This window comes from Streptomyces sp. NPDC049970 (assembly GCF_040660235.1).
GTDB lineage: Bacteria > Actinomycetota > Actinomycetes > Streptomycetales > Streptomycetaceae > Streptomyces.
In genome coordinates, this window is the sequence record NZ_JBFALP010000018.1 from 89487 (window position 1) to 108578 (window position 19092).

The 19092-nt window shown below is 70.8% G+C and carries 13 protein-coding genes; 7 read left to right on the top strand and 6 right to left on the bottom strand.

The features are described 5' to 3' along the window. Nucleotides 1-310: 310 nt before the first annotated feature. Complete coding sequence (ileS, locus tag AB0I83_RS26000) at nt 311-3460, bottom strand: isoleucine--tRNA ligase (RefSeq protein ID WP_363306331.1); 3150 nt, start codon at nt 3458-3460, stop codon at nt 311-313. Nucleotides 3461-4024: 564 nt separating this feature from the next. Here ileS and AB0I83_RS26005 point away from each other — a divergent pair. The 5 genes from AB0I83_RS26005 (at nt 4025) to AB0I83_RS26025 (ending at nt 8737) form a co-directional block, all read left to right on the top strand. Beyond that, nucleotides 4025-4855, top strand: coding sequence for a TraR/DksA C4-type zinc finger protein (locus tag AB0I83_RS26005; RefSeq protein WP_356844132.1), 831 nt, complete (start codon nt 4025-4027; stop codon nt 4853-4855). Nucleotides 4856-4954: 99 nt separating this feature from the next. After that, entirely contained in the window at nt 4955-5548 is a 594-nt protein-coding gene (gene lspA, locus AB0I83_RS26010) for a signal peptidase II (protein WP_363306332.1), read from the top strand. A 23-nt stretch (nt 5549-5571) separates the two neighbouring features. Further along, nucleotides 5572-6513 carry an RluA family pseudouridine synthase gene (locus AB0I83_RS26015; RefSeq protein ID WP_356533583.1) on the top strand — a complete coding sequence of 314 codons (942 nt, stop codon included), beginning with the start codon at nt 5572-5574 and terminating at the stop codon, nt 6511-6513. Next, nucleotides 6510-6986 (top strand): GNAT family N-acetyltransferase, encoded by a 477-nt coding sequence (locus AB0I83_RS26020; protein ID WP_363306333.1) that lies wholly within the window; start codon nt 6510-6512, stop codon nt 6984-6986. Before AB0I83_RS26015 ends, AB0I83_RS26020 begins: the two co-directional genes overlap by 4 nt. A gap of 164 nt (nt 6987-7150) precedes the next feature. Further along, on the top strand, nt 7151-8737 hold the full coding sequence (locus AB0I83_RS26025) for a Na+/H+ antiporter (RefSeq protein ID WP_356533586.1): 1587 nt from the start codon (nt 7151-7153) through the stop codon (nt 8735-8737). Nucleotides 8738-8759: 22 nt separating this feature from the next. Here AB0I83_RS26025 and AB0I83_RS26030 read toward each other — a convergent pair whose 3' ends face one another. Next, nucleotides 8760-9902, bottom strand: coding sequence for a mechanosensitive ion channel domain-containing protein (locus tag AB0I83_RS26030; RefSeq protein WP_363306350.1), 1143 nt, complete (start codon nt 9900-9902; stop codon nt 8760-8762). Between the two features lie 37 nt (nt 9903-9939). On the opposite strand from AB0I83_RS26030, the gene AB0I83_RS26035 reads away from it, so the two are divergent. Continuing rightward, nucleotides 9940-10518 (top strand): dienelactone hydrolase family protein, encoded by a 579-nt coding sequence (locus tag AB0I83_RS26035; RefSeq protein WP_356533589.1) that lies wholly within the window; start codon nt 9940-9942, stop codon nt 10516-10518. Between the two features lie 54 nt (nt 10519-10572). Here AB0I83_RS26035 and AB0I83_RS26040 read toward each other — a convergent pair whose 3' ends face one another. The 4 genes from AB0I83_RS26040 to AB0I83_RS26055 all read right to left on the bottom strand — a co-directional run bounded on the left by AB0I83_RS26040 (nt 10573) and on the right by AB0I83_RS26055 (nt 15321). Then, complete coding sequence (locus AB0I83_RS26040) at nt 10573-12222, bottom strand: alkaline phosphatase D family protein (protein WP_363306334.1); 1650 nt, start codon at nt 12220-12222, stop codon at nt 10573-10575. Between the two features lie 123 nt (nt 12223-12345). Beyond that, entirely contained in the window at nt 12346-13161 is an 816-nt protein-coding gene (locus AB0I83_RS26045; protein WP_363306335.1) for a DsbA family protein, read from the bottom strand. A gap of 51 nt (nt 13162-13212) precedes the next feature. Continuing rightward, nucleotides 13213-13935 (bottom strand): hypothetical protein, encoded by a 723-nt coding sequence (locus AB0I83_RS26050; RefSeq protein WP_363306336.1) that lies wholly within the window; start codon nt 13933-13935, stop codon nt 13213-13215. Nucleotides 13936-13995: 60 nt separating this feature from the next. Continuing rightward, nucleotides 13996-15321, bottom strand: a complete 1326-nt coding sequence (locus AB0I83_RS26055) for a DUF2252 domain-containing protein (RefSeq protein WP_363306337.1) — start codon at nt 15319-15321, stop codon at nt 13996-13998. Nucleotides 15322-15543: 222 nt separating this feature from the next. Here AB0I83_RS26055 and dnaE point away from each other — a divergent pair, with 222 nt between their 5' ends. Beyond that, nucleotides 15544-19080, top strand: coding sequence for a DNA polymerase III subunit alpha (gene dnaE / locus AB0I83_RS26060; RefSeq protein ID WP_356533597.1), 3537 nt, complete (start codon nt 15544-15546; stop codon nt 19078-19080). Nucleotides 19081-19092: the final 12 nt, after the last annotated feature.

The window sequence follows — 19092 nt, forward strand, 5'->3', positions numbered from 1 at the left end:
GCCCCCCCGGCGCGCGCGCGGGGCCCGCCCCCGGCTCCCCCCCCGCCCCCCGGCCCTCTGCCGTGGGCGGGGCCGCTGCACAGGGCCTGTCCCCACCCGTGTCCGGGCGCTCCGGCCCCAGACACCCGCTCCGCCGCAGGCAGACCCGCTCCGCCACAGGCACAGGGCGGTCACGCGGCCCGTGTCCGGCGGGACCGGCGGTCGGCCGGGCGGGACCGGTCTATGGGGCGGCCGGCACGGAGTGGGTGAGGCAGAGACGTGAAAGGCCCGCCCATCCGGTCGGATGGGCGGGCCTTTCGGTCGGTTCGGGTCAGCCCTCGGTCCTGCGGAGACGGAAGGTGAGGGACAGGCCCTCGTCCTGGAACGGCGTCCCGTAGGTGTCGTCCGCCTCGCCCTGCGCGTAGTCCAGGGCCAGGACCTCGTCCGCGATCAGGGAGGCGTGCGCTGCCAGGGCCTCCGCCGTCTCGGCGGACGTCGAGGTCCAGCGCACCGCGATGCGGTCGGACACGTCCAGGCCGCTGTTCTTGCGGGCCTCCTGGATCAGCCGGATCGCGTCACGGGCCAGTCCCGCGGCCCGCAGCTCCGGAGTGATCTCCAGGTCCAGGGCGACCGTCGCGCCCGAGTCGGAAGCGACCGACCAGCCCTCGCGCGGGGTCTCCGTGATGATGACCTCGTCGGGGGCGAGGGTGACCTGCTCGCCGTCCACCTCGACGGAGGCCGTCCCCTCGCGCAGGGCCAGGGAGAGCGCGGCGGCGTCGGCGTCCGCGACGGCCTTGGCCACCGCCTGGACGCCCTTGCCGAACCGCTTGCCCAGTGCGCGGAAGTTCGCCTTCGCCGTGGTGTCGACCAGCGAGCCGCCGACCTCGGCGAGGGAGGCCAGCGAGGAGACGTTCAGCTCCTCGGTGATCTGGGCGCGCAGTTCGGGCGTGAGCGACTCGAAGCCCGAGACGGCGATCAGAGCCCGGGACAGCGGCTGCCTGGTCTTCACGCCCGACTCGGCGCGCGTGGCCCGGCCCAGCTCGACCAGGCGGCGTACGAGGGCCATCTGCGAGGAGAGCGCGGGGTCGACCGAAGCCGGGTCCGCCTTCGGCCACGTGGACAGGTGCACCGACTCGGGGGCCTCCGGGTCGACCGGGGCGATCAGGTCCTGCCAGACCCGCTCCGTGATGAACGGGGTCAGCGGGGCCATCAGCCGGGTGACCGTCTCCACGACCTCGTGCAGCGTGCGGAGTGCGGCCTTGTCGCCCTGCCAGAAGCGGCGGCGCGAGCGGCGGACGTACCAGTTGGAGAGGTCGTCGACGAACGCCGAGAGCAGCTTGCCCGCGCGCTGGGTGTCGTAGCCATCGAGCGCCGCGGTGACCTGCTCCACCAGGGTGCCCAGCTCGCTCAGCAGCCAGCGGTCCAGGACCGTGCGGTCGGCGGGTGCCGGGTCGGCAGCCGACGGGGCCCAGCCCGACGTACGGGCGTACAGGGCCTGGAAGGCCACGGTGTTCCAGTAGGTCAGCAGCGTCTTGCGGACGACCTCCTGGATGGTGCCGTGGCCCACGCGCCGAGCCGCCCACGGGGAGCCGCCGGCCGCCATGAACCAGCGGACCGCGTCGGCCCCGTGCTGGTCCATCAGCGGGATCGGCTGGAGGATGTTGCCCAGGTGCTTGGACATCTTCCGGCCGTCCTCGGCGAGGATGTGGCCCAGGCAGACGACGTTCTCGTAACTCGACTTGTCGAAGACGAGCGTGCCGACGGCCATCAGCGTGTAGAACCAGCCGCGCGTCTGGTCGATGGCCTCCGAGATGAACTGTGCCGGGTAGCGGCTCTCGAAGATCTCCTTGTTCTTGTACGGGTAGCCCCACTGGGCGAACGGCATCGAACCCGAGTCGTACCAGGCGTCGATGACCTCCGGGACGCGGTACGCCTCCAGTTGGCAGCTCTCGTGCGTGCAGGTGAAGGTGATCTCGTCGATGAACGGGCGGTGCGGGTCGAGGTCCGACCGGTCCGTGCCCGTCAGTTCGGTGAGCTCGGCGCGCGATCCCACGCAGGTGAGGTGGCCGTCCTCGCAGCGCCAGATGGGCAGCGGGGTGCCCCAGTAGCGGTTGCGGGACAGCGCCCAGTCGACGTTGTTGTTCAGCCAGTCGCCGAAGCGGCCGTTCTTGACCGACTCCGGGAACCAGTTGGTCTTCTCGTTCTCCTGGAGCAACCGGTCCTTGACCGCCGTCGTGCGGATGTACCAGGAGGGCTGCGCGTAGTAGAGCAGAGCGGTGTGGCAGCGCCAGCAGTGCGGGTAGCTGTGCTCGTAGGGGACGTGGCGGAAGAGCTTGCCGCGCGCGGCGAGGTCCTCGGTGAGCGCCTCGTCGGCCTTCTTGAAGAACACGCCGCCGACCAGCGGGACGTCCTCCTCGAACGTGCCGTCGGGGCGCACCGGGTTGACGACCGGCAGGCCGTACGAGCGGCAGACGACGAGGTCGTCGGCGCCGAAGGCGGGGGACTGGTGGACCAGGCCCGTACCGTCCTCGGTCGTCACGTACTCGGCGTTGACGACGTAGTGGGCCTCGGCCGGGAACTCGACGAGCTGGAACGGGCGCTCGTACGTCCAGCGCTCCATCTCCCGGCCGGTGAAGGACTGCCCGGTGAGCTCCCAGCCCTCGCCCAGCGCCTTCTCGACCAGCGGCTCCGCGACGACCAGCTTCTCCGCGCCGTCCGTCGCGACGACGTAGGCGACGTCGGGGTGCGCGGCGACCGCGGTGTTGGAGACCAGCGTCCAGGGGGTCGTCGTCCAGACCAGCAGCGCGGCCTCACCGGCCAGCGGGCCGCTCGTCAGCGGGAAGCGGACGAAGACCGAGGGGTCGACGACCGTCTCGTACCCCTGGGCGAGCTCGTGGTCCGAGAGGCCGGTGCCGCAACGGGGGCACCAGGGTGCGACGCGGTGGTCCTGGACCAGCAGGTCCTTGTCGAAGATCTCCTTCAGCGACCACCACACGGAGTCGACGTACTCCGGATCCATGGTGCGGTAGGCGTCGTCGAGGTCGACCCAGTAGCCCATGCGGGTCGTGAGCTCGGCGAAGGCGTCGGTGTGGCGGGTCACGGACTCGCGGCACCTGGCGTTGAACTCGGCGATTCCGTACGCCTCGATGTCCTTCTTGCCGTTGAAGCCCAGTTCCTTCTCCACCGCGAGCTCCACCGGCAGGCCGTGGCAGTCCCAGCCGGCCTTGCGGCCGACGTGGTAGCCCTGCATGGTGCGGAAGCGTGGGAAGACGTCCTTGAAGACGCGGGCCTCGATGTGGTGGGCGCCCGGCATGCCGTTGGCGGTCGGCGGGCCCTCGTAGAAGACCCACTCGGGGCGGCCCTCGGACTGTTCGAGGCTCTTGGCGAAGACCTTGCCCTCGCGCCAGAAGTCGAGCACGGCGTGCTCGAGGGCGGGCAGGTCGACCTGGGCTGGTACCTGGCGGTACTGCGGCGATGTCATGTGCGGGCTTCCTCCGGCGGACGTCTTCCACTTCCGTCGGAGGGACGAGAACCGGCAGGCTCCCGCGGTACCACCCTCCTTGGCCGCGGGCGTGAGCCCTCGGCCCCCTCATTGGGGTAGCGATGCCGGGTCTAGTGGCCTTGCGCCCGTGGGTGGAACCCGCGGTCCAAAGCTTTCTTCCGGCGGCTCCGGGGTGATGTTCACGGCGCGCTCGCCCCCGGGCTCCCACCGTCCCCGGGTCGCTCCTGGCTGCGTACGACGCTACTCGTCCCGTCCATGCCTCTCGCTGCGGCCAGTGTACGGGCCCGTACGGGCGACGGCCGACCGGTTCGTCCTCGGGGCGGGGCGTGACCCGAATGGCCAGACGGTGTGGAAGTACTGCCGGAGCGGGTGGTCACGCGGATTACGGCGCGGGGAGCTGGGCACAACGCTTGCAGGCGCGCCACTGCCGGACCGCGGGGAGGGGCGAACCGGCGGCGTGCCCCGTTGCCGCGGAGCCTGGGTCGATTTATCGTCCCAGCACGATTCGCGTGCAAGATCACAATATGTGAAGGGGCCGCGGCCATGGTGGCGAAGAAGACCGCCGTATCGAGAACGGCGTCCGAAGGATCCACGGCTGCGGCTGCCGGGGAGAGCACCGGGAGCGAGGGCGGGAAGTCCGGCGCGGAGGCGGACCAGGAGGAGTCGGTCACGCGACCGGCGAGGAAGACGGCCCGGAGCCGGAAGGGGACGGCCGCGCAACCGCCGGAGGGGGCCGGTCAGGACCCCGCGCCCCACGGGCCGGCGAAGAAGAGCGCGGCGAAGAAGAGCGCGGCCGGCAAGGGCGCGGCGAAGAAGAGCACGGCCAAGAAGGCTTCGAAGAAGGCAACGGGGGCGGCACAGGCCGCCGAGCAGACAGGAGCCCACACGGTGGTAGCCAAGAAGAGCGCCGGCCGGACCACGGCTGTCGGAAAGGGCGGTGCGACGGCGGTGCCGCAGGCCCGCGTCGCGACGGCCCCCGGAGAGCTCGCGGTCCGGCCGGGCGAGGACCCCTGGACGCCGGAGGAGGTCGACGCGGCTCGGGCGGAGCTGACCGGCGAGGCCGCACGGCTGCGCACCGAGCTGGAGGCGTCGGGCGCGGCCCTGGCGGGCCTGATGCGTGACTCCGGTGACGGGGCGGGCGACGACGACGCCGACACCGGCACGAAGAACATCACCCGGGAGCACGAGCTCTCCCTGGCTGCCCACGCGCAGGAGACCCTGGACCAGACCGAGCACGCGCTCGACAGGCTCGACGCGGGGACGTACGGGCTCTGCGAGGTCTGCGGGAATCCCATCGGGAAGGCCCGGATGCAGGCGTTCCCCCGTGCCACGCTCTGCGTCGAGGACAAGCAGAGGCAGGAGCGGCGCGGCTGAGGACGCCGGACGCCCCGGCGGTCAGGGGCCTGAGGCCCCTGACCGCCGGGGCGTGTCGTACCCTCGTCCTCAGTCAGGCACCTAGGTTGAGGGACTCACGTGGCAGAGGCGGAGCGCATCATCGGTACGCCGGACATCCCTGACGCCGAGGGGGGCGACGGGGCCGGGCCTCAGCAGTCCTCCGAGGGCTCGACCCCGGCCGGGCGGGGTAGGAAGAAGATCCTGGTACTCCTCGTGGTGGCGGTCCTCGCCTATCTGCTCGACCTGATCAGCAAGATGATCGTGGTCGCGAAGCTGGAGCACGAGGAGCCCGTCGAGATCATCGGCGACTGGCTGAAGTTCGACGCGATCCGCAACGCGGGTGCCGCGTTCGGGATCGGCGAGGCGTTCACCGTGATCTTCACGGCCATCGCGGCCGTCGTGATCATCGTCATCGTCCGGCTGGCCCGCAAGCTCTACAGCCTGCCCTGGGCGATCGCGCTCGGCCTCCTGCTCGGTGGGGCGCTCGGCAACCTGACCGACCGGATCTTCCGTGCCCCCGGCGTCTTCAAGGGCGCGGTGGTGGACTTCATCGCCCCCGCCCACTTCGCCGTCTTCAACCTCGCGGACTCCGCGATCGTGTGCGGCGGGTTCCTGATCGTGATCCTCTCCTTCAAGGGCCTGGACCCCGACGGCACCGTGCACAAGGACTAGTGGGCGCAAGGCATACTCGACAGGTGAGTACGTATCCCGAGGTCCGCACCCTGCCCGTACCGGACGGCCTGGAGGGCGAGCGCGTCGACGCCGCCATCTCCAGGATGTTCGGTTTCTCCCGCACCAAGGCCGCCGAGCTGGCCGCTGCCGGGAAGGTCCAGGTGGACGGTGCGGTGGCCGGGAAGTCCGAGCGGGTGCACGGGGGCGCCTGGATGGAGGTCGAGATGCCTCAGGCAGCCGCCCCGGTCCAGATCGTCGCGGAGCCCGTCGAGGGCATGGAGATCGTCCACGACGACGACGACATCGTCGTCATCATGAAGCCGGTCGGCGTCGCCGCGCACCCCAGCCCCGGCTGGACCGGCACCACGGTCATCGGCGGCCTCGCGGCGGCCGGCTACCGCATCTCGACGTCCGGTGCCGCCGAGCGCCAGGGCATCGTGCACCGGCTCGACGTCGGCACCTCGGGTCTGATGGTCGTCGCCAAGTCGGAGCGCGCCTACACCCTGCTCAAGGCCCAGTTCCGCGACCGCGTCGTCGAGAAGAAGTACCACGCGCTGGTGCAGGGCCACCCGGACCCGATGAGCGGCACCATCGACGCCCCCATCGGCCGCCACCCGCAGCACGACTACAAGTGGGCCGTCACCTCCGAGGGCAAGCCCTCCGTGACGCACTACGACCTCATCGAGGCCTACCGCGCGGCCAGCCTGCTCGACATCAAGCTCGAGACCGGCCGTACCCACCAGATCCGTGTGCACATGTCCGCGCACCGCCACCCCTGCGTCGGCGACCTGACCTACGGTGCCGACCCCACGCTGGCCAAGCGCCTGGGCCTGACCCGGCAGTGGCTGCACGCGGTCCGGCTCGGCTTCGAGCACCCCGCCGACGGCAGCTGGGTCGAGTTCGCCAGCACCTACCCGGACGACCTGCGCCTGGCCCTGGAGACGATCGCGGCGGAGAGCGAATGATCTCGGGGCCCGTCGAGTACAGCACCCGCAGGGCCCTGGAGGAGAGCGACCTGGCGGCCTGCTTCCAGGTGCGCAAGGAGGTCTTCGTCGGCGAGCAGCAGGTGCCCGAGGAGGTCGAGTACGACGCCCACGACGCCACGTGCGTGCACGTCCTCGCCGTCGCCGCGGACGGTTCCGCGCTCGGTACCGGACGGCTGCTGCACGGCGCGGCGGCGGCCGGCCGCACCGGTGGCGACCCCACCGCCGGCTCGCTCGGCCGCCTCGCGGTGACCCGTGCGGCACGCGGACTCGGCGTCGGAGCCGCCCTGGTCCGCGCCATCGAGGAGGAGGCCCGCACACTGGGCCTGGCCTCCGTGGACCTGCACGCCCAGACGCACGCGCTCGGCTTCTACGAACGCCTCGGCTACCAGGCGTACGGCCCCGAGTTCCCCGACGCCGGGATGCCGCACCGGGCCATGCGCCGGGCGCTCTGACAGCCCGGCCCGCGGCCGGGACGCCGCACCGGGCCGTGCGCCGGGCGCTCCGACAGCCCGGCCCGCAGAGGGTTGCCGCAGGTCCACCCGGCCGGCGTGGCAGGCTGGGGCCCTGACCGGCTGATCAACGGGCCCGGGGCCCGGCGCCCTGCGGAAGGCACAACGTGGACCAGATGGCACTCCTGCTCCTGCTTCTCCTCGGAGCGGTGGTCACGGTGCCGCTGGGGGAGCGGCTCGGTCTGCCCGCGCCGGTGCTGATGACGCTCGCCGGCATCGGCATGGCCTTCGCGAGCTTCGTACCCGACATCGACATCCCGCCGGAGATCATCCTTCCCGCCCTGCTGCCCCCGCTGCTCTACGCCTCCGTGCAGCGCACCTCCTGGCGCCAGTTCGCGGCCAACAAGCGGCCGATCTTCCTGCTGGCGGTGGCACTCGTCTTCGTGACGACGGCGGCCGTCGCGGCGGTCGCCGACGCGATCGTCCCCGGTCTGCCCGTCGCCGCGGCGGTGGCGCTCGGCGCGCTCGTGGCCCCGCCCGACCCCGTCGCGGCCACTGCGGTCGCCGGCTCGGTCGGCCTGCCGCGCCGCCTCGTCTCGATCCTGGAGGGGGAGGGCCTCTTCAACGACGTCACGGCCATCGTCCTGTACCACGTGGCGATCGCCGCGGCCGTCAGCGGCACCTTCTCGGTCCCCGAGGCGTTCGGGCTGCTCATCCTCTCCGCGGTCGTCGCCGTGGCTGTGGGCCTGCTGCTCGGCTGGCTGACCATCAAGCTGATGGGACTGCTGGGCGATGCCACCCTCCAGGTCGGCCTGACCCTGCTGGTGCCCTTCGTCAGCTACGTGCTCGCCGAGGAGCTGATGGGCTCCGGCGTGCTCGCGGTCCTCACCACGGCGCTCTTCCTCGCCGAGCACACGGCGGACGCCGACGACGTACTCGGGCGGCTCACCGGCCGCTCCTTCTGGGAGATCGTCGACACCCTGGTGACCGGTGTCGCGTTCGGCCTCATCGGGCTCGAACTGCACAGCGTCTTCGGCACCGCGGACGGCCGTGAGCTGGAACTCGTCGGCTGGGGCCTGGCGATCGTCGCCGTGGTCGTCGGCGTGCGGCTCCTGTGGCTGCTGCCCGCGACCTGGCTCGCCAAGCGGCTGCACACCCGGCGCGACTACAGCGAGGAGATCCCCACCAGCTGGCGGGAGACCGTCGTCATGTGGTGGGCGGGGATGCGCGGGGTGGCCTCGGTCGCGCTGGCCCTGGCCATCCCCCTGGAGACGGACGACGGCAAGCCGTTCCCCGGCCGGGACGAGATCGTCTTCATCGCCTTCGCCGTCATCATGGCCACCCTCGTCTTCCAGGGCCTGACCCTGCCGTGGCTCGTACGCCGACTCGGGGTCCGGGCGGACACGGACGCGGAACAGGCCCTGGAACGCGAACTGGCGATCCGCGCGGCCAAGGCGGCCCGGCACCGCCTCAAGGAGATCGAGGACGTCGAGGACTTCCCCGAGGATGTCCTGGAAAGGCTGCAGCGGGCGGCGTACGACATCGGTGCGCGCATCAGCCCCGACATGGTCGACGAGGAGCGGCGCGAGGCCTACGCCCAGCGCGCCGAGCGCTTCAGGGCGGTCGGCCGGGTCCAGCGCGAGCTGCTGTCGGCCGCCCGCCACGAGGTGCTCTCGGCCCGCAGCGAACCCGGCTCGGACCCGGAGGTCGTGGACCGGGTGCTGCGCTACCTCGACGTACGCAGCCTGCGCTGAGGCACTCCGCCGGGCGGTCGGGTCAGCCGCGGCCCGTGCGCGGGGCCTTGTCCAGCTCGGCGGGGCCGGCGTCGGATGAAGCGCCCACGGACTCCGCGCCGGTCAGCTCCCGCCAGTGGTCCCCGGGCGGCAGCGCCGCGGGGGACGTCACGATCCGCGGCAGCGCGTACGGGTGGTGGTCGCGCAGCCAGCCGATCAGCTGCTCCCGCACGGCGCAGCGCACCGTCCAGATGTCGTCGGCGTCCTTCGCCGTGACCACGGCCCGCACCTCGATCGTCGACGGAGTGGTGTCCGTCACGGCCAGCGACCAGTCGCGGCCGTCCCACGCGGCGCACTCGCCGAGGATGTCGCGCAGCTTGTCGCGCATCGCGGGGACCGGGGCGGAGTGGTCGAGCTGGAGGAAGACCGTGCCGGTCATCTGCACCCCGCCGCGCGACCAGTTCTCGAACGGCTTGCTGGTGAAGTAGGACACGGGCATGGTGATCCGCCGCTCGTCCCAGGTCCGTACCGCGAGGAAGGTCAGGGTGATCTCCTCCACGGTGCCCCACTCGCCGTCCACCACCACGGTGTCGCCGATGCGCACCATGTCGCCGAAGGCGATCTGGAAACCCGCGAAGAGGTTGCCGAGCGTCGACTGCGCGGCGACACCGGCGACGATGCCGAGCACACCGGCCGAGGCCAGCATCGACGTGCCGACGGCGCGCATCTCGGGGAAGGTCAGCAGCATCGCCGCGATCGCTACCGTCGCGACCACGGCGGTGACCACGCGCTGGATCAGGGTGACCTGGGTACGGACCCGGCGTACCCGGGCGGGATCGCGGGTGCCGGTCGCGTATCGCGCGTACGAGGACTGCACGACGGTGGCCGCGACGCGGATCACCAGCCAGGCGGACGCCGCGATCAGCACCAGCGTCAGGACCTGGCCGATCCCCGCCCGGTGGTCCCGCACCACGGCGAGCCGCAGCTGACCGAAGCTGGCCCTGAGCAGCGCCGTGCAGAGCACGACCTGCAGGGGTGGCCGGCAGAGGCGCAGCAGACCCCAGACGGGCGTCTCGCGATGCCGCCCGTCGGCGCGCCGCAGCAGCAGATCGACCAGCCAGCCCACCAGCAGGGTGATCACCAGCGACCCGCCCACCACGAGCAGCGGTCGCAGTACGTTCTCCATTCCGTCGTCCTCCAAGAGTCGGGGCACGCCTGGCACCATGGACCGCATGAACATCATGCTTTTCCACTCGACCTACGGTCTGAGGCCGGCCGTGCACGCGTCGGCCGAGCGGCTGCGCGCGGCCGGGCACGAGGTGCGCGTGCCCGATCTCTTCGAGGGGCACACCTTCGAGACGGTCGAGGAGGGAATGGCCTTCCAGGAAGAGGTGGGCAAGGACGAGCTGCTCAAGCGCGCGGTGCTGGCCGCCGCCCCCTACTCCGACCAGGGCCTCGTGTACGCGGGCTTCTCCTTCGGGGCGTCGGTGGCGCAGACCCTCGCGCTCGGTGACGACAAGGCCCGCGGCCTGCTGCTGCTCCACGGCACGTCGGACATCGCCGAGAACGCCTCGGTGGACGAGCTGCCCGTGCAGCTGCACGTCGCCGACCCGGACGCCTTCGAGTCGCCGGACTGGCTGAACAGCTGGTACCTCCAGATGCGGCGGACGGGGGCCGATGTCGAGGTCTACCGCTATCCCGGGGCCGGGCACCTGTACACCGACCCCGACCTGCACGACTTCGACCAGGACGCGGCCGACCTGACCTGGAAGGTCGCGCTGGGCTTCCTCGCCACGCTGTAGCCGTCCCGGGGCCGCGCGCTCTCCGGCGCACGGCCCCCGCGGACGGTCCGCCGGTCAGCGGACCGGGGCGTTCACCCGCTCGACCCGCTGGGTGCCGCTCAGCGTGCGGTAGGAGCGGACCCAGGACGACGTCGCGTCCTTCGCCGTCTTGTCGGAGACCGCGTAGTAGTCCATCTGCGAGCGCTCGGCCGTCACGTCGAGGACGCCGTAGCCGTGCGAGTCCAGATCCACCCACTTCACATGGCGGTTGGCCGCCTTCACCGCCGCCGCCGCGACGAGCGACACCGTCTGCGGGGCCACCCGCAGGATGTCGTCCAGGTTGTCCGAGGTCACCGACGTCACGACGAACTCGGTCGCGGCCGACGCGGACAGCGGGTAGGTCGCCGCCTTCACGGGCACGTCGTTGGCCCATGCCATGTGGATGTCACCGGTCAGGAAGACGGTGTCCCGGATCCCCCTGTCACGCAGGTGGGAGATGAGCTCCCTGCGGTCGTCCGTGTAGCCGTCCCACTGGTCGACGTTGACGGCCAGCCCCTCGGCGGGCAGTCCCAGCAGCTCCGCGAGGGGCGCCAGGAGATGGGCCGGCAGCGCGCCGAAGGCGACCGGGGAGATCATCACGGAGGTGCCGACCAGCTTCCAGGCGGCGTCCGACGCGGCGAGCCCGGCCTTCAGCCAGTCGAGCTGCGCCCGCCCGGTGATCGAGCGCTCCGGGTCGTCGACCGCACCGTCGCCGATCGACGCCTGTTCCGAGCGGAAGCTGCGCAGGTCGAGCAGGTGCAGTTCGGCCAGGTCGCCGAAGCGCAGCCGCCGGTAGACGGTTCCCTCGGTGGAGGCGCGCACCGGCATCCACTCGAAGTACGCCTGCTTCGCCGCGGCCACCCGGGCCGTCCAGGAGCCCTCCGCGCCGGCGGTGTGGTTCTCGGCCCCGCCCGACCAGGCGTCGTTGGCGAACTCGTGGTCGTCCCAGATCGCGATCACCGGATGTGCCGCGTGCAGCGACTGGAGGTCGGTGTCCGTCTTGTAGGTGGCGTGGCGGGTGCGGTAGTCGGCCAGGGTGAGGATCTCGTGCAGCGGGGCGTGCGGGCGTACGACGGTGTCCTGGGTGGGGTAGCTGCCCGACGCGTACTCGTAGATGTAGTCGCCCAGGTGCAGGACGGCGTCCAGGTCGGCACGGGCCGCGAGATGCCGGTACGGCGAGAACCAGCCCGCCTCCCAGTTGGCGCAGGACACCACTCCGAAGCGGACGCCGGGCGTGGCGGCACCGGCCGCGGGCGCCGTGCGGGTGCGGCCGACGGGGGAGAGGACCCGCTGTCCGTCGCCCGCCGAGAAGCGGAACCAGTACGCCGTGGCCGGGCGCAGCCCCCGTACGTCGGCCTTGACGGTGTGGTCGGAGCCGGCACGCGACACGGTGGTGCCCCGGGCGGTGACGCGGGAGAACGCCTTGTCCTCGGCGATCTCCCAGTCCACGGCCGTGTCGCCGCCGAGGCCGGAGCCGGGCACGGCGTCCGGGGCGGGGGTGACACGGGTCCACAGGAGTACGCCGTCGGGCAGCGGGTCGCCGGAGGCGACCCCGTGCAGGAAGGCCGGGCCGGCTGCGGCCCGGGCGCTGGTGGCGGCCGAGAGCGCGGGCACGGCGACCGCGGTGGCGGCGGCGGCCTTGACGACCGTGCGGCGGCTGGGTGCTGCTGAGAGGTGTCTGGTCACGGCCGATCACCCTACTGGCGAGTAGAGCGAACAGGCGGGCGAACGGAGGAAGTTCGCCCGCCTGTTGGCCGGATGACGCCCGGAGTTACGCCCGTGGCCCCCGAGCGGCCGCGGGTTCTCCCGTCAGCCCTTCAGGGCCGCGGTGACCGCCTTGTCGAAGTCGGCCACCGTCATCGGGGCGTTCTTGCTGCCCTCGGCGGTGAGCGTCTTGCCGTCCATCTTCAGCGTCGGCGTGCCCTGCACACCGCTCTTGTCGAACGCCTTGGACATCTTCATCGCCCAGGCGTCGTACGTGCCGTCCTCGACGTCCTTCTGGAACGCCTTGTTGCCCTTCAGCGCGTCCACGGTGTCCGCCACCTCGATCAGGTAGCTGTCCTTGGCGAACTTGTCGGCGGTCTCCTCCGGGTGGTACTTCGCGGAGTACAGCGCGGTCTTGTACTCCAGGAAGGCCTCGGGGCTCACATCGAGGGCCGCGCCCAGCGCGCTCAGGGCGTTCTTCGAACCCTCGCCGCTGTCCGAGTTGTCGATGAAGGTCGCACCGACGTACTTGATCTTGTACTTGCCGGCCTCCACGTCCTTGCCGACCGTCGGGCCGACCGTCTGCTCGAAGGTGGCGCAGATCGGGCAGCGCGAGTCCTCGTACAGCTCCAGGGTCTTCTTGGCGCTCGACTTGCCGATGACGACGGTCGTGCCGTCGTCGCCCGAGGTGTTCTTCGGAGCGGTGATGTTCTTCGCGTCGGCCGCGGCCTCCCAGGCGGACGGCTTGTTCAGCTGCATCACGCCGTAGCTGACGGCGCCTGCCACCGCCAGCACGGCGACGACCGAGACGCCCACCACGATCTGCTTGCGGGTCCTGTCCTTCTTGGCCTGGCGCTCGCGCTCCGCGCGCAGCCGCTCGCGGGCGGCGGACTTGTTGGCCTGGCTGTTGCGACTGCTCATGGGTGTGCTCCGTAGACGTGGGGGTGGTGGCTCGGGGGTCGTTCCGCGTGCTCAGGCGAAGGCCTGTGCCGAGCGCGGAGGACCCCTCCGTCCCACGGAGTGCACCAGGAGGCGGACCGGGGCGAGCGGGTGCGGGCGTCCGGTGCGGCGGATGCCCGGGCGGGCCCGTCGTCCCGTCGTCCGCGCCACGGCGGCCGCGGTCAGCAGCGGCCTGAACGCGAAGTCGGCCGCGGAGCGCAGGAGCCCGGCGAGCGCGGACTCGCCCCGGCGCAGCCAGGCCGCCGCCAGCAGGCCCACCGTGACGTGCGCGGCCAGCAGCAGCCACGGCACGGCAGGCCCCGGCGAGGCCAGCAGAGCGGCGTGACCGCCCGTGCCGGCCACCCCGGCCAGGGGTGTGCCGACCGCGGCCACACCCGTGAGCCCGTCGGGGTCCGCCCCGGCCTCACCGCCGCAGAGCACGTCCACGCCCACGGAGCGCAGCGGACCCGCGATCGGGCCGCCCGCCGCCCCGTAACAGAGGTGCTGGCCGGTGGTGAAGACCGTGTCGGCGGCCAGCTCCAGCGGAACCAGCAGCCCGGCGATGGCCCCGAAGCCGCGCTCCCGGCCCGCGAGCGCGAACGCCACGGCGAAGACGGCGCCGGCCAGCAGCGCCACCGCCGTCACCGGCAGCGGCACCCGGGAGAGCAGCACGTGGGAGGCGGACGAGAGCGTGACGACGAGCGCGGTGAACAGCGCCGCGCGTACCGCTCTGATCTGCGTCCCTGATACGTCCATCGCCGGAGAGTGTGCCATGCGTTCCTGTATGGGAGCCGTGAGGATCCGCGGGCGCAGGGCCTACAGGCCCGGGATCCGGCCGTTGCGGAAGAGGTCCACGAAGATCTGGTGGTCCGCCCGCGCGCGGGCGCCGTAGTCGTGCGCGAAGTCGACCAGCAGCTCCGCGAAGCCCTCCTCGTCGCCCGCGATGGCCGCGTCGATCGCGCGCTCCGTGGAGAACGGCACCAGGGTGTGCCCGCTCTCGTCGTCCGCCGCCGAGTGCATCGTGGCCGTGGCCCGGCCGAGGTCGGCGATCACCTCCGCGAACTCCTCGGGCTCGTCGATGTCGGACCAGTCCAGGTCGACCGCGTACGGCGAGACCTCGGCGACCAGCTGACCGGACCCGTCCAGCTCGGTCCAGCCCAGCCACGGGTCCGCGTGCGCCTGGAGGGCGCGTTGCGAGATCACGGTGCGGTGCCCCTCGTGCTGGAAGTAGTCGCGCACCGCCGCGTCGGTGATGTGCCGGGAGACCGCCGGTGTCTGCGCCTGCTTGAGGTAGATCACCACGTCGTTCTCCAGGGCGTCGCTGTTGCCCTCCAGGAGGATGTTGTACGAGGGCAGGCCGGCCGACCCGATGCCGATGCCGCGGCGGCCGACGACGTCCTTGACCCGGTACGAGTCGGGCCGCGTGAGGCTCGACTCCGGCAGCGTCTCCAGATAGCCGTCGAACGCGGCGAGCACCTTGTACCGCGTCGCGGCGTCCAGGTCGATCGCACCCCCGCCCGCGGAGAACCGGCGCTCGGAGTCCCGGATCTCCGTCATCGAGTCCAGCAGGCCGAAACGGGTCAGGGACCGGGCGTCACGCAGCGCGCCGAGCAGCGGGCCCTCGGCGGTGTCCAGGGTGAAGGGCGGCACCTCGTCGTTCTTGGCACCCGTCGCCAGGGCGCGGATCCGCTCGCGGTAGGCGTTCGCGAAGACCCGGACGAGCTCGGAGATCTGGTCGTCGCCCAGTGCCTTGGCGTAGCCGATCAGGGCGACGGAGGCGGCGAAGCGCTTGAGGTCCCAGGTGAACGGGCCGACGTAGGCCTCGTCGAAGTCGTTGACGTTGAACACGAGCCGGCCGTTGGCGTCCATGTAGGTGCCGAAGTTCTCGGCGTGCAGGTCGCCGTGGATCCACACCCGGCTGGTCCGCTCGTCCACATACGGGCCGGCGTTCTGCTCGCGGTCCAGATCGGCGTAGAACAGACCGGCCGAGCCTCGGTAGAAGGCGAACGCGGAGCCCGCCATCTTGCGGAACTTGACCCGGAACGCGGCGGGATCGGCGGCGAGGAGCTCGCCGAACGCGGTGTCGAAAACGGCGAGAATCTGCTCCCCGCGCTGCTCTGCGCCGGTCTGCGTGTCCGACATCGCTGGGTGCCTCCTGGTGCATGGCGTGCATGACAAATGGGACGGGTGTCCCCGCCCTTCCAACGCGCGACCGTACCCCGGAGTGCCCGCCGTCCGTCACTGCCAAGACGTAGACTTCCACGCTGTCCCCCCAAGCCGTCACCGCCCGTCCAGTCACCCCGCCACCACCCCTCGCCGAGGCGCCACGCGCCCCACCGTTACCGATCCCGGAGGCACAGCGCCGTGAGCAAGCCGCCCTTCACGCACCTGCACGTCCACACCCAGTACTCGCTGCTGGACGGTGCCGCGCGGCTCAAGGACATGTTCGAGGCGTGCAACAGCATGGGCATGTCGCACATCGCCATGACCGACCACGGCAACCTCCACGGGGCGTACGACTTCTTCCACTCGGCACAGAAGGCCGGGGTGACGCCGATCATCGGGATCGAGGCCTACGTCGCCCCCGAGTCCCGCAAGCACAAGCGCAAGATCCAGTGGGGTCAGCCGCACCAGAAGCGGGACGACGTCTCGGGTTCGGGCGGTTACACCCACAAGACGATCTGGGCGGCGAACAGCACCGGACTGCACAACCTCTTCAAGCTCTCCTCGGACGCGTACGCCGAGGGCTGGCTCCAGAAGTGGCCCCGCATGGACCGGGAGACGATCTCCCAGTGGTCCGAGGGCCTGATCGCCTCCACCGGCTGCCCCTCCGGCGAGGTGCAGACACGGCTGCGGCTCGGGCAGTTCGACGAGGCGGTCCAGGCGGCCTCCGACTACAAGGACATCTTCGGCGAGGGCAGGTACTTCCTGGAGCTGATGGACCACGGCATCGAGATCGAGCGCCGGGTCCGCGACGGGCTCCTGGAGATCGGCCGGAAGGTCGGCATCCCGCCGCTCGTGACGAACGACTCGCACTACACCTACGCCGGCGAGGCGACCGCGCACGACGCCCTGCTCTGCATCCAGACCGGCAAGAACCTCTCCGACCCGGACCGCTTCCGCTTCGACGGCACGGGCTACTACCTCAAGACGACGGACGAGATGTACGGCGTCGACTCCTCCGACGCCTGGCAGGAGGGCTGCGCCAACACCCTGCTGGTCGCGCAGCAGATCGACACCACGGGCATGTTCGAGAAGCGCGACCTCATGCCGAAGTTCGAGATCCCCGAGGGCTTCACCGAGGTCACCTGGTTCCAGGAGGAGGTCCGGGTCGGCATGGGCCGCCGCTACCCGGACGGCGTCCCCGACGACCGGCAGAAGCAGGCCGAGTACGAGATGGACATCATCATCCAGATGGGGTTCCCCGGGTACTTCCTCGTCGTCGCCGACTTCATCATGTGGGCCAAGAACAACGGCATCGCCGTCGGCCCCGGCCGTGGCTCGGCCGCCGGGTCGATCGTGGCGTACGCCATGGGCATCACCGACCTCGACCCGATCACGCACGGGCTGATCTTCGAGCGCTTCCTCAACCCCGAGCGCGTCTCCATGCCCGACGTCGACATCGACTTCGACGAGCGCCGGCGCGTCGAGGTCATCCGGTACGTCACCGAGAAGTACGGAGCCGACAAGGTCGCCATGATCGGCACCTACGGCAAGATCAAGGCCAAGAACGCGATCAAGGACTCCGCGCGCGTCCTGGGCTACCCCTACGCGATGGGCGACCGGCTCACCAAGGCCATGCCCGCAGACGTCCTCGGCAAGGGCATCGACCTCAGCGGCATCACCGACCCCAAGCACCCGCGTTACAGCGAGGCGGGCGAGATCCGGGGGATGTACGAGAACGAGCCGGACGTCCAGAAGGTCATCGACACCGCGAAGGGCGTCGAGGGCCTCGTCCGGCAGATGGGTGTGCACGCGGCCGGCGTGATCATGTCCAGCGAACCCATCGTCGACCACGCCCCGGTCTGGGTGCGGCACTCCGACGGCGTCACCATCACGCAGTGGGACTACCCGCAGTGCGAGTCGCTCGGCCTGCTGAAGATGGACTTCCTCGGCCTGCGCAACCTGACGATCATGGACGACGCCATCAAGATGGTGAAGGCCAACAAGGGCATCGACCTGGAGATGCTCGCCCTGCCGCTGGACGACCCCAAGACGTACGAACTGCTCTGCCGAGGCGACACGCTCGGCGTGTTCCAGTTCGACGGCGGGCCCATGCGTTCGCTGCTCCGCCAGATGCAGCCCGACAACTTCGAGGACATCTCCGCCGTCTCGGCGCTCTACCGCCCGGGCCCGATGGGAATGAACTCCCACACGAACTACGCCGAGCGCAAGAACGCCCGGCAGGAGATCACCCCGATCCACCCGGAGCTGGAGGAGCCCCTCAAGGAGGTCCTCGGCCTCACCTACGGCCTGATCGTCTATCAGGAGCAGGTGCAGAAGGCCGCCCAGATCGTCGCCGGGTACTCGCTCGGCGAGGCCGACATCCTGCGCCGTGTGATGGGCAAGAAGAAGGCCGACGAACTGGCCAAGAACTTCGTCCTCTTCGAGGCGGGCGCCAAGAAGAACGGCTTCTCCGACGCGGCCATCAAGGCCCTGTGGGACGTCCTGGTGCCCTTCGCCGGATACGCCTTCAACAAGGCGCACTCCTCCGCGTACGGCCTGGTCACCTACTGGACCGCGTACCTCAAGGCCAACTACCCGGCCGAGTACATGGCGGCCCTGCTGACCTCGGTCAAGGACGACAAGGACAAGTCGGCCGTCTACCTCAACGAGTGCCGGCGCATGGGCATCAAGGTGCTCCCGCCGAATGTCAACGAGTCCGAGTCGAACTTCGCCGCCCAGGGTGACGACGTGATCCTCTTCGGGCTGACGGCCATCCGCAACGTCGGCCAGAACGTCGTCGACTCGATCATCAGGTGCCGCAAGACGAAGGGGAAGTACTCCACGTTCCCCGACTTCCTCGACAAGGTCGAGGCGGTCGTCTGCAACAAGCGCACCGTCGAATCACTCATCAAGGCCGGTGCCTTCGACGAGATGGGCCACACCCGCAAGGGGCTCGTCGCCCACCACGAGCCGATGATCGACAACGTGGTACAGGTCAAGCGCAAGGAGGCCGAGGGGCAGTTCGACCTCTTCGGCGGTGGCGAGGAGGACAGCGGCGAGCCCGGCTTCGGCCTCGACGTGGAGTTCTCGGACATCGAGTGGGAGAAGTCCTACCTGCTCGCGCAGGAGCGCGAGATGCTCGGGCTCTACGTCTCCGACCACCCGCTCTTCGGGCTGGAGCACGTCCTGTCCGACAAGTCGGACGCGGCGATCTCCCAGCTCACCGGCGGAGAGCACTCCGACGGCGCGATCGTCACCGTGGGCGGCATCATCTCGGGCCTCCAGCGCAAGATGACCAAGCAGGGCAACGCCTGGGCCATCGCCACCGTCGAGGACCTCGCGGGCTCCATCGAGTGCATGTTCTTCCCCGCGACCTACCAGCTGGTCTCCACCCAGCTCGTCGAGGACACCGTCGTCTTCGTCAAGGGGCGCCTCGACAAGCGCGAGGACGTGCCCCGGCTGGTCGCGATGGAGATGCAGGTCCCCGACATCTCGTCGGCCGGCACCAACGCCCCCGTCGTGCTGACCATCCCCACGGTCAGGGTCACCCCGCCCATGGTCAGCCGGCTCGGTGAGGTCCTCAAGAACCACCGGGGCGACACGGAGGTGCGCATCAGGCTCCAGGGGCCGCGCAAGACCACGGTGCTCCGGCTCGACCGGCACCGCGTCAAGCCCGATCCCGCCCTCTTCGGCGATCTGAAGGTGCTGCTCGGCCCGTCCTGCCTGGCCGGCTGACGGCCTCCACCG

Bases quoted from the DNA above. Each gene is read 5' to 3' on its own strand.
- ileS (WP_363306331.1), bottom strand. From the start codon at position 3,460: ATGACATCGCCGCAGTACCGCCAGGTACCAGCCCAGGTCGACCTGCCC.
- AB0I83_RS26005 (WP_356844132.1), top strand. From the start codon at position 4,025: ATGGTGGCGAAGAAGACCGCCGTATCGAGAACGGCGTCCGAAGGATCC.
- AB0I83_RS26020 (WP_363306333.1), top strand. From the start codon at position 6,510: ATGATCTCGGGGCCCGTCGAGTACAGCACCCGCAGGGCCCTGGAGGAG.
- AB0I83_RS26030 (WP_363306350.1), bottom strand. From the start codon at position 9,902: ATGGAGAACGTACTGCGACCGCTGCTCGTGGTGGGCGGGTCGCTGGTG.
- AB0I83_RS26035 (WP_356533589.1), top strand. From the start codon at position 9,940: ATGGACCGCATGAACATCATGCTTTTCCACTCGACCTACGGTCTGAGG.
- AB0I83_RS26045 (WP_363306335.1), bottom strand. From the start codon at position 13,161: ATGAGCAGTCGCAACAGCCAGGCCAACAAGTCCGCCGCCCGCGAGCGG.
- AB0I83_RS26050 (WP_363306336.1), bottom strand. From the start codon at position 13,935: ATGGACGTATCAGGGACGCAGATCAGAGCGGTACGCGCGGCGCTGTTC.
- AB0I83_RS26055 (WP_363306337.1), bottom strand. From the start codon at position 15,321: ATGTCGGACACGCAGACCGGCGCAGAGCAGCGCGGGGAGCAGATTCTC.